The following is a 13,407-nucleotide window of genomic DNA, read 5'->3' as shown; positions in this document are numbered from 1 at the left end:
GCTCAGACGTGCACGGGCGTGCGGACGCGGCCGGCATCGCCGAACACGCGCAGATAACGTTCGACCTCGGATGGGCTGCCGGTCGCCTTTTCAGGGTTATCCGACAGCTTGACCGCCGGCCGGCCGTCGACCGACGTCACCTTGCAGACCAGCGAGATCGGATCGAGATCGGCGGAACCATCAGGCGCGCAGCCGACGAAATCATTGGTGAGGTTGGTACCCCAGCCGAACGAAATGCGGACGCGCCCGGCGAAGTGACGATAGGTCTCCTCGATCGAGTCGACATCCATGCCGTCGGAGAACACCAGCAGCTTGTCCTTGGGATCGCGGCCCTTCTGCTTCCACCATTTGATGATGTCCTCGCCCGCCGCGATCGGCGGCGCGCTGTCCGGTCGAAAGCCGGTCCAATCGGCGACCCATTCGGGCGCGTCGCGCAGGAATGTCTTGGTGCCGAAGGCGTCGGGCAGGGCGATCAAAAGGTTGCCGCCGTAGGTGTGGCGCCATTGATCGAGGATGCGATAGGGCGCCCAGCGCAGCTCTTCGTCCGAGTTGGCCAGTGCTGCGGCGACCATCGGCAGCTCATGCGCATTGGTGCCGATCGCTTCGAGATCGTTGTCCATCGCGAGCAGCACGTTGGACGTGCCGGTGAAGGAAGGACCGAGGCCCTCCTTGACCGCCTCGACGCACCAGCGTTGCCAGAGGTGGCCGTGGCGGCGGCGGGTGCCGAAGTCCGATAACCGCAAGCCTTCGAGCTTGCGCAGCCGCTCGACCTTGGCCCACAGCTTCGCCTTGGCGCGCGCATAGAGCACGTCGAGCACGAAGCGGCCCTGGCCCTTGGTCGCCTGGCGCGAGCGCAACTCGTTCATGATCGCAAGCGCCGGGATCTCCCACATCGTCGTGTGGGTCCAGGGACCATGGAAGTGCAGCTCGTACTGGCCGTCGACCTTGTTGAGCTCGTATTCGGGCAGGCGGAAGTTCGCCAGCCAGTTGATGAAGTCCGGCGAGAACATCTGGGTCTTGCCGTAGAACGTGTTACCGGCGAGCCAGATCATCTCCTTCTTGGTGAAGCGGATGGTCCGCGCATGATCGAGCTGCGCGCGCAGTTCGCCCTCGTCGATGATCTCGGCAAGGCGGACGTGCTTGGAGCGGTTGATGACCGAGAAGGTGACGCGCTGAGCCGGGTAGAGGTCCCGGATCATCTGCAGCATCAAGAGCTTGTAGAAATCCGTATCGAGCAGGCTGCGCACGATCGGATCGAGCCGCCAGCCGTGATTATAGGTTCGGGATGCAATATCGGTAACTGCCATGGCGGAACTCTACCGTGCCGAAAGCCGCCCAACTAGGGGATTTTGACCCCGGCATGGCAGCTCAGCGGGCCTGTTCCCGCCGGATACGGTTAATCGCAGCATGAATATCCTTCCAGACCGGCTTGCCCGGAGCAAATTGTTGCCTGAGATAGGTGACGAGCTCCGCGATCTGGCCGTCGGTCAGGCTGTCCCTGAAGGCCGGCATATAGCCGAGGTCGGTGATGGCCGGTTTGCTGATGCCGTGCAGGATGACCTGGATCAGATTGTCGGGCGCGGTGCTGTGCAGGTTGCTGTTCAGCGCCAGCGACGGCCGGCTGCCGAACAGCGGCGCACCGCCGACCTCGTGGCACACGGCGCAGGCGCCCTGGTAGATCCGGGCGCCGATGCCGGAGGCCGCCGAGGCGCGGGTGCCGGTCGCGGATTCGAGCCGCGCAGCGAGCGCCTCCTGTGCCGCCCGGTCCATCGCGGTTGCGTTGAAGGAAGCGAGATAGACTGCCATGGCACGGATATCGGAATCCGGCAGCGGCGCGAGTTCCTTCACGACCGGCGCCATCGGCCCGGCCGCGACGCCGTGAAAGCGCGATTCGCCGGTTCGCAAATAAGCGAAAAGCTCGTCCTCGCTCCATGGGATCGGCGCCTGCGACAGCGAGGTCAGCGCCGGCGCTTCCCAGCCTTCCGCGAAGCCGCCGGCAAGGTGGGAACCAGCGATTTCCGCGCCGAGCGCGTTGCGCGGCGAATGGCAGGCGCTGCAATGGCCGAGCCCTTCGACCAGATAGGCGCCGCGATTCCATGCCTCTGATTTCGCCGGGTCAGGCTGGAATGTGCCTGTTTTGTGGAACAGCGCGTTCCAGCCCGCCATCAACGGACGCTGGTTGAACGGAAATGCCAGCGCATTCGGCGGCGTCTCCGCGCGCACGGCCGGCTGCGCCATCAGGTAGGCATAGAGCGCCTGCATGTCGGCATCGGTCGTTTTCGCGAAATGGGTGTACGGAAACGCCGGATAGAGCTGCCGCCCGTCGCGATGGATGCCCTCGCGCATCGCGCGCTCGAAGGCAGGATAGGACCACGCGCCGATGCCGGTCTCGACATCGGGCGTGATGTTGGTGGAATAGATAGTCCCGAACGGCGTCGGCAGCGGTCGTCCGCCGGCGTTGAGAAAGCCGCTCGCCGAGGTATGGCACACCGCGCAATCGCCGAGCGCGGCGAGTTGCTGGCCGCGGGCGATGGTGGCGGCCGAATAGACCGAGGCATCCGGCCGCGCAATCGGCGCGATGGCGCGCGGTAGCGTGGCGGCGCCGATTCCGATGGCCGCGGCGCACAGGGCGGCGGCGGTTGCAAACACATTGCCGCGTATGGCGAACGGATTTGGCCATGCGCGCGCAGCAGCGGGTTGAGGCGGCGGTGCGGGCAATGCCTCCGGCGCTGCCTGCTCCTCGCCGCGCAGCCCGCGCAAGATGCGCTCCGGCGTGAACGGCAATTCGCGAAAACGCACACCGGTCGCATCATAGATCGCATTGGCGATCGCCGCCGCGCTGGGAACGGAGGCGGACTCGCCGACGCCGAGCGGCGGTTGGTCCTGCCGCGGCAGCATCAAGACGTCGATCTTGGGCACCTCGGGAAACCTGATGATGGGGTAGGCGCCCCATTCGCGCGCCGTCACGGAGGTGCGGTCGAACGAGACTTCCTCCATCAGCGCGCGGCTGGTCGACTGGATGACGTTGCCGTGGATCTGGTGGCGGACGCCATCCGGATTGATCATCAGGCCGGAATCCTGACCCGCCACGACGCGCGTCACGCTGACATCGCCGGTCGCCTTGTTGACCGCGACGTCGGCGATCCATGCCGACCACGCCGCGCCATAGCCCGGAAACTTGCTGTGCACATAGAGCGCATAGGCAAAGCCGCGCCCGCGCACAATGTCGTCTTCGGCCTGCTTGTCCTCGCGAACCGGCCGCGGCTTCCAGCCGGCGCGCTCGGCCACCGCATTGACGAGGTCGATAGCGCGCGGGTCCTTCAGATAGCGCAGGCGGTATTCGATCGGGTCGACGCCGGTTTCGCTGGCGCATTCGTCGATCCAGGATTCATGTGCAAAGGTGTTCGGCAGCGCCGAGACGCCGCGCAGCCACGACGCGCGCACGATCGGCGGCATGTCGTTCGCGACCACGCGCAGATTTTCGTAGTCGTAAGGCGGGATCGCGGTGCGATCGCCCATCTCGAACACCGCGGGCGTGTGCGGCACGGCGCCGGTCAACAGCAGCGCCAGCGTCGGCGCGCCGTTCGAAGGATAGCGCGTCGCAAAATCATACCCGGCGACACTGCCGTCGGCATTCAGTCCGCCATTGACGTCCATCAACTGGGCGGTGCCCTTCGGCTCCCAGGCGTGCTCCTGCTCGCGCGTCAATTGCACGCGGACGGGGCGGCCGACGGCGCGCGAGAGCAGCACCGCATCGGCGGAGACGTCGTCGGCGCAATTTCGGCCGTAGCAGCCGGCGGCTTCCAGCCGGATCACCTCGATCTCGGCTTCGCGCCGGCGGATCAGCCGCGCCAGATCGGTGCGCAGATGATGCGGGTTTTGCGTGCCGGACCAGACCCGCGTCAGATCCTCCTGGTAGTCCGCGACCGCGCAGGATGGGCCGATCGAGGCATGCATCTGGTAGGGCCAAATGTAGGTGCGCGGCATCGGCTTGGCCGCACCGGCAATCGCGGCCTCGACATCACCCTTGTCGATCAGCTTGCGCGGCGTCGCGGGATTGGCGCGCAACGCGGTTTCGATGTCCTTGAGATCGGGGAGGGTCGGTGTCGGTTTCCAGCTCACCTTGAGCTGCGCGGCAGCCTTGATTGCGTTCTCCTCGCGCTCGGCGACGACGCCGACGAAATCGCCGTGCCTTACGACGGCGACGAGCCCGGGAATATCGCTGACCGAACTCTCATCGATCGCGATCAAACTGTTGCCGATGAAGTCGCCGACATCGACGCCGGCATAGGGCGGACGGACGACGCGGCCGTGCAGCATGCCGGGGATGCGTACGTCGTGCACATAGACCAGCTCGCCGGTGGCCTTTGCCGGCAAATCGACGCGCGGCACCGACTGCCCGACGATGCTGTAGGCATCGGGGGATTTCACCGGAACATCGTCTGCCAGTTCAAGCTGGATGGTTTCGCCCGCGATCAGTTCGCCATAGCTGACACTGCGATTGTCCTTTCCGCGGATCAGGCCGTCTTCGATGACGAGGTCTTCGAGCGCAAGCTCCAGCCGCTCGGCCGCGCGCTTGACGAGGAACTGCCGCGCCTGGGCCGCAGCCTTGCGCAGCGGCACAGCCGTGATCTGGATCGTCTCGCTCGCGATCGTCGCGCCTTGATTGGGGACGAGCGCCGTATCGCCGAGCACGACCACGACGCGCGCAAACGACACGTCAAGCTCTTCCGCGACGATCTGGCCGAGCGCGGTGCGAATGCCGGTGCCGAGATCGACATGGCCATTATAGGCGGTGACCGATCCGTCCGATGTGATCTTGATGAAGGTTTCGAACGTAACGGCTTCGACCGGCGAAGCGCGCCGAACGACGCTCAGCGTGCCCTGTAACCGCTCGGGCGTGTGAGGCGCAGCCATCACGCCTGCACCTCAACCGCATGGCCGGCCGCGCGCATTGCGGCGCGCATGATTTCGACATGCGCGCCGCAGCGGCAAAGGTGATGACGCAGCGCTTCGAGCACCTCGTCTTCGGAGGGGTGAGGGGAGCGCAGCAACAGCGCCTTCGTCGTGATGATCATGCCGTTGAGGCAGTAGCCGCATTGCGCCGCCTGTTCGCTGATGAAGGCCTGCTGCACCGGATCAGGATGCTCACGCGTGCCGAGGCCTTCGAGCGTCACGATGTCGCGTCCGGCGCAGCCTTCGATCGGGATCACGCAGGAGCGCGCGGCGACGCCGTCGATCAGCACCGCGCAGGCACCGCATTCACCGAGCCCGCAACCGTATTTCGGTCCGTTCAGCGCGAGGTCGTTGCGCAGCACATACAGCAATGCGGTATCGGGTGCGGCATCGACGTCATGAGTCTTGCCGTTGACGGTCAGGCGCATCGTGCTTTGCGTCATGCTCCCTCAAGCCCCTCGCTGCATTGCAAACTTTGCTCTGGGCTTTCGAAAGATACCGTTTGTGTACAAACGTGCAAGCCGCGCCGTCTCGCGCCGCAGCGCGCTGCCTGCTTTATGAACAAAGAGCGAGGCAAATGCGGTATTATGCGGCAAGCGGGGATTTTCGCCCGCCGGGCCGCTTGACAGGATTTCCGTCCGCGCGCAACATCGTTCGTATACGAACAAACGGTCGGGTCCGCGAGGAGGCGGAGCACGACCGGCGCCTTCTCGATCGCAGGTCTGTTCATGACAGATACGATGGCCGCCGCCGGTGGCGACAAGATCCGCTGCGATGCCTGTCCGGTGATGTGCTACATCAAGCCGGGCGCGGCTGGCGCGTGCGATCGTTATGCCAACAACAATGGCGAGCTGGTGCGGGTCGATCCGCACATCGTGCTGGAGCGAACGGTGTCGCATGGCGGGAGGCTGGTGCCGTTCCAGGCCGGCGGTGATTGGGACGGCAAGCTCGTCCATGAGCCCAGCGTGTTCGTCACCGCGATCGGTGCCGGCACGACTTATCCCGACTACAAGCCCGCGCCCTTTATCGTGTCGTCGGAAGTCGAAGGCGTCGATATGGTCACGGTCGTGACCGAAGGCATTTTCAGCTATTGCGGCGTCAAGGTGAAGATCGACACCGACCGCTATCTCGGGCCCGAAACGGCAACGGTGCGTGCGGAAGGCGAGGCGATCGGCCATGTGACGACGAGCGAATACGGCTCGCAGATGCTGTCGCTCGGCGGCGTGCATCATCTGACCGGCGGCTCCAAGAAGGAAGGCCGCGTCACCTGCGATGCGCTGATGGACCTCTCCAACTGCAAGGCGGTGGAACTGACGATCGATGGCGGCGCTACGGTCGTGGTGCAGGCCGGCCGCCCGCCGATCGTTAACGGCGTGGCCGAGGAGCGTATGCGCGTAGGCTGCGGCTCGGCGACCATCGGCATGTTCGCCAAGCAATGGCACGGCAAGGTGGATGAGGTCGTGGTCGTCGACGACCACATCACCGGCGTGCTCTCGGAACACCAGGCCGGCAAGCTGCTCGATATTCCCGATACCGGGATCAAGATGAAGGGGCGGCGCTCGACGCCCGGCCGTTACTTCCAGGTCGCCGATCCAGGAACCGGGTGGGGCGGCACCAATATTTCCGATCCGCTGTCGGTGCTTGGGCCGTTCAATCCGAAGGAGGCGCGGCCCGGCCTGACCATGCTGATGGTTTCGACCACGGGCGAGCACGCCGCCTATTACGAGCTCGACGAGGCGCTCCGGCCGGTCGAGAAGCAGATACCGCCCGATCTGCAGTTTTCGGTCGAACGTATCCAGGAGAATTGCGAGCCGGCACTGTGCACGGTGCTGTTCATGGGCGGCGCCGGCGGCTCGCTGCGCGCCGGCGTCACCGACAACCCGGTCCGGCTGACGCGCTCGGTCAAGGATGCGCTGACGCGGGTGACCAGCGGCGGTGCGCCGGTCTACGTCTGGCCGGGCGGCGGCATCACCTTCATGGTCGACGTTACGCAGATGCCGGCCGGCGCGTTCGGCTATGTGCCGACGCCGGCGCTGGTGGCGCCGATCGAGTTCACACTGAAACTGTCCGATTACGCCGCGCTAGGCGGCCACATGGATCACGTCCGCCCGCTGGCGTCGCTGCGGGACAATACCGAAACCCGCCCGATGCCATTCATTCCGGGGCGGCGCGCATGAAACGGCTCCCGCAAATCGCGCTTCTTCCGGACGGCAAGCGGCTGCATTTGCAGGACGGTCCGATCGACCTGATCATCGAGGCAAAGGGAAGTGAGAACGAGGTGCGCGCGGCTTATGAAGCTGCAGCGCGGCGCTTCACCGGCCTGCTCGATGAACTCTGCGACGAGTTGGTCGAGCTTCGAAAGGCCGCCGATCCCGCCCGATGTGTCCTGAACGGTGTCGTTGCGCGCCGCATGCATGCGGCAGTCGCGCCGTTTGCGGCCGATCACTTCATCACGCCGATGGCGGCGGTAGCAGGCAGCGTCGCGGAAGAAATTCTTGGCGCGATGCTGGGCGCGGCGCGGCTTGATCGTGCCTACGCCAACAATGGCGGCGACATCGCGCTGCATTTGATCGGTGGCGAACAGTTTACCATTGGGCTGATGGATCGGCCGGACCATTATGGCGTGATGCAAACCATCCGTATCGATGCCGATGATCCGGCGCGCGGCATTGCGACCAGCGGACGGCATGGCCGCAGCTTTTCGCTTGGCATCGCCGACGCTGTTACCGTATTGGCGCGAACGGCGTCGCAGGCTGATGCTGCCGCCACCATCATCGCCAATGCCGTCGACTTGCCCGGTCATCCCGCGATCGCCCGCTGTCCGGCCAACGAATTGCAGCCCGACAACGACCTCGGCCCGCGCCTCGTCACCCGTGACGTCGGCATGCTCCAGGAAAGCGAGATCGACGAGGCGCTGCGCGCCGGGGTGAGCCGGGCACAGCAATTGCTTGCGGCAGGATTGATCGAAGGTGCGGCCTTGCGTCTACTAGGCGAGACCGCCGTGGTGGGCTCAACAGGGATCAGGGCAGGGACGTTGCCGGCGTTTCACGGAAGCGCGGTAGAAGAAGCAGCGCATGATGGATCGGAAGCGAGGCGAGTAGCATGAGCGCGATCATTCGCAAGATCGTCACGGTGGTCGAGGAGACCCACCTCGAGATGGGACAGAAGGTTGCGCCGCCGACCCGGCGGGCCGCGGCCATCGCCGTCATCGAAAATCCGTTTGCCGGCAGGTATGTCGAGGACCTCTCACCCCTGATCGAGATCGGCGAGGAACTCGGTGACCTCCTTTCGAAGAAGGCGGTTGCCGCGCTCGGCATCGACGGCGCCAAGGCACACAGCTACGGCAAGGCGGCAGCGGTCGGCGAGAATGGCGAACTCGAGCACGCGGCGGCGATCCTGCATCCCAAGATGGGCGCGCCGGTACGGAAAGTCCTGAGCAAGGGCGCGGCATTGATCCCCTCATCGAAGAAGCGCAGCGGCCCCGGGACGACACTGGACATTCCACTCGGCCACAAGGACGCAGCCTTCGTGCGCAGCCATTTCGACGGCATGGAAGTGCAGATCAACGACGCGCCGCGCGCCAACGAGATCATGGTCGCGGTGGCGGTCACCGATAGCGGCCGGCCGTTGCCGCGCGTCGGCGGCCTCACGGTTTCTGAAGTCAAAGGCGAAGACGGTTTGCGATAGTTCACAATAAATTGGAGGTCGGGATGCGACGGAGACACTTACTGGGCGCGGGACTGGCAATCGTGGTGGCCGGCATGGCCGGCAACGCCATGGCGCAGAGTGAAATCAAGATCGGCGAGATCAACAGCTATTCGCTGTTGCCAGCTTTCACTGAGCCCTATCGCAAGGGTTGGCAGCTCGCGGTCGAAGAGGTCAATGCCGCCGGCGGCATCAACGGCAAGAAGCTCGTCGTCATCTCCAAGGATGACGGTGGCAAGCCGGCGGACGCGCAGACCGCAGCCAACGAACTGGTGTCGAGCGAGAACGTCGCGATGCTGGCCGGCACGTTCCTGTCCAATATCGGCCTTGCGGTCTCCGACTTCGCCAACCAGAAGAAAGTGTTCTTCCTGGCGGCTGAGCCCCTGACCGACGCCATCACCTGGTCGAAGGGCAACCGCTACACGTTCCGCCTGCGCCCCTCCAACTACATGCAGGCGGCGATGCTGGTGGAAGAAGCCGCGAAACTTCCGGCCAAGCGCTGGGCGACGATTGCGCCGAACTATGAATACGGCCAGTCGGCGGTCGCGGTGTTCAAGAAGCTGATGTCGGCAAAGCGGCCTGATATCCAGTGGGTCGACGAGCAGTGGCCGCCGCAGGGCAAGATCGACGCGGGCCCCGTGGTGCAGGCGGTTGCCGCTGCCAACCCGGAAGCGATCCTCAACGTCACCTTCGGTGCCGACCTCGTCAAGCTCGTGCGCGAAGGCAATACGCGAGGCCTGTTCAAGAACCGCGCCGTCGTCTCGTTCCTCACTGGCGAGCCGGAGTATCTCGATCCCCTGAAGGACGAGACGCCCGAGGGATGGATCGTCACGGGCTATCCCTGGTACGACATCAAGACGCCTGACCACGACAAGTTCCTGAAGGCCTACCAGGCCAAGTACAACGACTATCCGCGTCTCGGCTCGATCGTCGGCTATCAGACCATCAAGGCGGCGGCGGCGATCCTGGCGAAGGCCAATTCCACCGATCCGGAGAAGCTGATCGCGGCGACCGAGGGCCTATCGATGCCCTCGCCATTCGGCGAGATCACCTTCCGCAAGATCGATCACCAGTCGACGTTAGGGGCCTTTGTCGGCAAAACGGCGCTGAAGGACGGCAAGGGCGTGATGACGGGTTCGGCCTATCGCAAAGGCTCGGATTATCTGCCGAGTGATGCAGAAGTGGAAAAGCTTCGTCCGAAGGATTGAGGCGCTACTGTCTCGCCCGCACCCGGTGCGTAGGGTGGGTTAGCCGCAGGCGTAACCCACCACTTCGCGCGGACAAATGGCGGGTTACGCTGCGCTAACCCGCCCTACGAACTTCGGCCCTTTCCCACAAGTGGGCGAGGCAAACCACAACCCGGACCGCCAATGGCCTTTTACTTCGTTCAGTTCCTGACCGGTCTCGCCAGCGCAGCGTCGCTGTTTCTGGTGGCATCAGGGCTGTCGATCATCTTCGGCGTGACGCGGATCGTGAATTTTGCCCATGGCGCGTTCTACATGCTCGGCGCCTATGTCGCGTTCACGCTGACCGAGCGCTTCTCCGGCGCGCTCGGCTTCTGGAGCGGCATCGTCGTCGCGGCGCTGGTGGTTGCCGCCGTCGGCGTGCTGGTGGAGATGGTGCTGCTGCGGCGGATCTATCATGCGCCGGAGTTGTTTCAGTTGCTGGCAACCTTCGGCCTCACGCTGATGGTCCAGGATATCGTGGTGCTGATCTGGGGGCCGGACGATCTGCTCGGCCGCCGCGCGCCGGGCTTCAAGGGCGCGGTTGATTTCTTCGGCCAGAACATCCCGAGCTACGACCTGTTCCTGATTGCGCTCAGCCCGGTCGTGCTCGGCGTGCTCTGGCTGTTGTTCCAGCGCACCCGCTGGGGCGTCTTGGTGCGCGCGGCGACGCAGGACCGCGACATGGTGGCGGCGCTCGGCGTCAATCAGAAGTGGCTGTTCACCAGCGTGTTCGCACTCGGCGTCTTCCTCGCCGCGCTCGGCGGCGCGCTGCAGATCCCGCGCGATGCCGTACACCACGCGCTGGATCTGCGCATCATCGTCGAAGTGTTCGTAGTCGTCGTGATCGGCGGGCTCGGCAGCATCATCGGCGCCTTCGTGGCCGCCGTGCTGGTGTCCGAACTCAACGCCTTCGGCATTTTGATCTTCCCGAAGATCTCCATCATCCTGGTGTTCCTGGTGATGGCGGTGGTGCTGATCGTGCGTCCCTGGGGCCTGTTCGGCAAGCCGGAAGGCGCCGCGCGGCGCACGCCGGGGCTGACGGTCAATCCATGGCGGCCGTTGACTTCCGTTGAGCGGATGATGTCGATCGGCGCACTCGTGCTTGCGGCCGTGCTGCCGCTGTTCGCCGGCAATTATGCGCTTACCGTTGGATCGGAGATCGCCATCTACGTGATCTTCGCCGCCAGCCTGCATTTCCTGATGTCGGTCGGCGGGCTCGCCTCGTTCGGCCACGCCGCCTATTTCGGGCTCGGCGCCTATGGCGTCGCGTTCCTCGCCAAGGCGGCGGGATTGCCGATGATCGTCTCGCTGCTATCAGGCCCGGTGCTGGGCCTGTTGGGTGCGGCCTTGTTCGGCTTCTTCGCGGTGCAACTCTCCGGCGTCTATTTCGCGATGCTGACGCTGGCCTTTGCGCAGATCGTCTGGTCGATCGCGTTCCAGTGGGTGAGCGTGACCGGTGGCGACAACGGCATCCTCGGCGTCTGGCCTGACAAATGGGCAGCGAGCCCGACCAGCTTCTACTGGCTGTCGCTCGGCATTGCGGCGCTCGTAGTGACTGTGCTGCGCGTGATCGTGTTCTCTCCCTTCGGCTTCGCACTGCGCGCGACGCGGGACTCGCCGCTGCGCAGCGAGGCGATCGGGATCAATGGCAAGCGCGTGCAGTGGACGGCGTTCGTGATCGCGGGCACCGCCGCAGGGATTGGCGGTGCGCTGTTCGCCTATCTGAAGGGCAGCGTGTTCCCAGACAGTGTCGGCATCTCGCTGTCGGTGGATGCGCTGGTCATGGTACTGCTCGGCGGCGTCGAGACGGTTTCGGGCGCCGTGATCGGTGCCATCGTGTTCAAGGCGGCCAACATCTGGCTCGTCAGCCAGACCGATCTCTCCAAGCTGGTATTGGGCGGCTTCATCGTGTTGATGGTGGTGGCATTCCCGAAAGGCATCGTCGGCACGCTGGAGACGCTTCGGAATCGCCACCGGCCGTCTGATCCGAAATCCGCGCTTGTGACCTCCCGCGTGGAGGTGGCCGAATGAGCATGGTCCCTACATTGCTGTCGGTCGAGAACCTCAGCAAATCCTATGGCGGCGTCCATGCCGTGCGCAGCGTGTCGTTCGAATTGCGGGCAGGCGAAATCCTGGCGCTGATCGGGCCCAATGGCGCGGGCAAGAGCACCTGCTTTGACATGCTCAACGGCCAGAACATGCCGGATAGCGGCCGCATCACGCTACTCGGCGAAGATACCGTCGGGCGGAAACCACGTGCGATCTGGCGGCTCGGTGTCGGGCGCACGTTCCAGATCACGGCAACATTTCCGACCATGACGGTGCGCGAGAACGTGCAGGTCGCGCTGGTGTCCTATGGCCGGCAGTTGTTCAATCTCTGGGGTTCGACCGCGGCTTACGCGCGCGCCGAGGCGGGGCGGCTGCTCGATCTCGTCGGCATGGACGCCTATGCCGAGCGGCCCTGCGGCGAACTGGCCTACGGCGATCTCAAGCGGCTCGAGCTTGCGATTGCGCTCGCCAACCAGCCAAAGCTGCTGCTGATGGATGAACCGACCGCGGGAATGGCGCCGCGCGAGCGGATCGAACTGATGCGGCTCACCGCGCGCATTGCCCGCGAACAGTCGATCGGCGTGCTCTTCACCGAACACGACATGGACGTGGTGTTCGAACATGCCGACCGCATCCTGGTCTTGAACCGCGGCAGCCTGATCGCGGAGGGCTCGCCGGAGGAAGTGCGGGGCAACCGCGAGGTGCGCGCGATCTATCTCGGCGAGGGCCTGGTCTACGATGCACGTCACCGCGAGGGAGCCGGCGCATGAAGCTGCAGGTCGCCGATCTCAACAGCTTTTACGGCCCGGCGCATATCCTGTTCGATATCGCGCTCGAAGTCGGCGAGGGCGAGGTGGTGGCGCTGCTCGGCCGCAACGGCGCCGGCAAGTCGACCACGTTCCGTTCCATCGTCGGCCTGGTCGAGAACCGCTCGGGAAAGATCGTGTTCGAGGGCAAGGACCTCTCGCGCGAACCGACGCATGCGATCGTGCGCGGCGGGCTCGGCTATGTGCCGGAAGAGCGGCGCATCTTCACCGATCTGACGGTCGAGGAAAATCTCGAAGTCGGCCGCCAGCCGAAACGGCCGAACGCGCCGCACTGGACCCGCGAGAAGCTGTTCACGCTGTTTCCCAATCTCGGCGAGATGCGGAGCCGCCCGGGCGGGCGGATGAGCGGTGGCGAGCAGCAGATGCTGACCATCGCGCGGACCCTGATGGGCAATCCATCGCTCGTGCTGCTCGATGAGCCCTCCGAAGGGCTGTCGCCAAAAATCGTCGAGCAGATGGTCGACGCCATCCTCGCCATGAAGAAGGAAGGCGTCAGCATCGTGGTCTCCGAGCAGAACCTGCATTTCGCGCGGCTGATCTCGGACCGCGCCTACATCATCGAGCGTGGCAAGATCTGTTTCGGTGGCACGATGGCCGAACTCGATGCGCGGCCGGACATCCGCGACGCGCATCTGTCGCTATAG

The 13,407-nt window shown here is 64.8% G+C and carries 10 protein-coding genes; 7 read left to right on the top strand and 3 right to left on the bottom strand.

Annotated elements, in window-relative coordinates:
- Positions 1-2 precede the first annotated feature (2 nt).
- The 3 genes from pncB to QA643_RS30530 all read right to left on the bottom strand — a co-directional run bounded on the left by pncB (position 3) and on the right by QA643_RS30530 (position 5,399).
- Entirely contained in the window at positions 3-1,307 is a 1,305-nt protein-coding gene (gene pncB / locus QA643_RS30540) for a nicotinate phosphoribosyltransferase (RefSeq protein WP_283029374.1), read from the bottom strand.
- Positions 1,308-1,368: 61 nt separating this feature from the next.
- Positions 1,369-4,917 carry a molybdopterin cofactor-binding domain-containing protein gene (locus QA643_RS30535; RefSeq protein ID WP_283029373.1) on the bottom strand — a complete coding sequence of 1,183 codons (3,549 nt, stop codon included), beginning with the start codon at positions 4,915-4,917 and terminating at the stop codon, positions 1,369-1,371.
- Complete coding sequence (locus QA643_RS30530; RefSeq protein WP_283029372.1) at positions 4,917-5,399, bottom strand: (2Fe-2S)-binding protein; 483 nt, start codon at positions 5,397-5,399, stop codon at positions 4,917-4,919. Before QA643_RS30530 ends, QA643_RS30535 begins: the two co-directional genes overlap by 1 nt.
- Positions 5,400-5,684: 285 nt before the next feature.
- Between QA643_RS30530 and QA643_RS30525 the strand changes: the two genes are divergently transcribed.
- From QA643_RS30525 to QA643_RS30495, 7 genes are all read left to right on the top strand, one after another.
- Entirely contained in the window at positions 5,685-7,133 is a 1,449-nt protein-coding gene (locus QA643_RS30525) for a 6-hydroxynicotinate reductase (protein WP_283029371.1), read from the top strand.
- Complete coding sequence (locus QA643_RS30520; protein WP_283029370.1) at positions 7,130-8,062, top strand: UPF0280 family protein; 933 nt, start codon at positions 7,130-7,132, stop codon at positions 8,060-8,062. Before QA643_RS30525 ends, QA643_RS30520 begins: the two co-directional genes overlap by 4 nt.
- Positions 8,059-8,643, top strand: a complete 585-nt coding sequence (locus tag QA643_RS30515) for an amino acid synthesis family protein (RefSeq protein ID WP_283029369.1) — start codon at positions 8,059-8,061, stop codon at positions 8,641-8,643. Before QA643_RS30520 ends, QA643_RS30515 begins: the two co-directional genes overlap by 4 nt.
- A 23-nt stretch (positions 8,644-8,666) precedes the next feature.
- Positions 8,667-9,869 carry an ABC transporter substrate-binding protein gene (locus tag QA643_RS30510; RefSeq protein ID WP_283029368.1) on the top strand — a complete coding sequence of 401 codons (1,203 nt, stop codon included), beginning with the start codon at positions 8,667-8,669 and terminating at the stop codon, positions 9,867-9,869.
- Between the two features lie 162 nt (positions 9,870-10,031).
- Positions 10,032-11,918, top strand: a complete 1,887-nt coding sequence (locus QA643_RS30505) for an ABC transporter permease (RefSeq protein WP_283029367.1) — start codon at positions 10,032-10,034, stop codon at positions 11,916-11,918.
- Complete coding sequence (locus QA643_RS30500; protein ID WP_283029366.1) at positions 11,915-12,706, top strand: ABC transporter ATP-binding protein; 792 nt, start codon at positions 11,915-11,917, stop codon at positions 12,704-12,706. Before QA643_RS30505 ends, QA643_RS30500 begins: the two co-directional genes overlap by 4 nt.
- Positions 12,703-13,407 carry an ABC transporter ATP-binding protein gene (locus QA643_RS30495; RefSeq protein WP_283029365.1) on the top strand — a complete coding sequence of 235 codons (705 nt, stop codon included), beginning with the start codon at positions 12,703-12,705 and terminating at the stop codon, positions 13,405-13,407. Before QA643_RS30500 ends, QA643_RS30495 begins: the two co-directional genes overlap by 4 nt.

Origin of the sequence: Bradyrhizobium sp. CB3481 (genome assembly GCF_029714305.1) — a bacterium.
Classification (GTDB): Bacteria; Pseudomonadota; Alphaproteobacteria; order Rhizobiales; family Xanthobacteraceae; genus Bradyrhizobium.
This window is presented reverse-complemented; position numbering and strand designations above follow the sequence as displayed.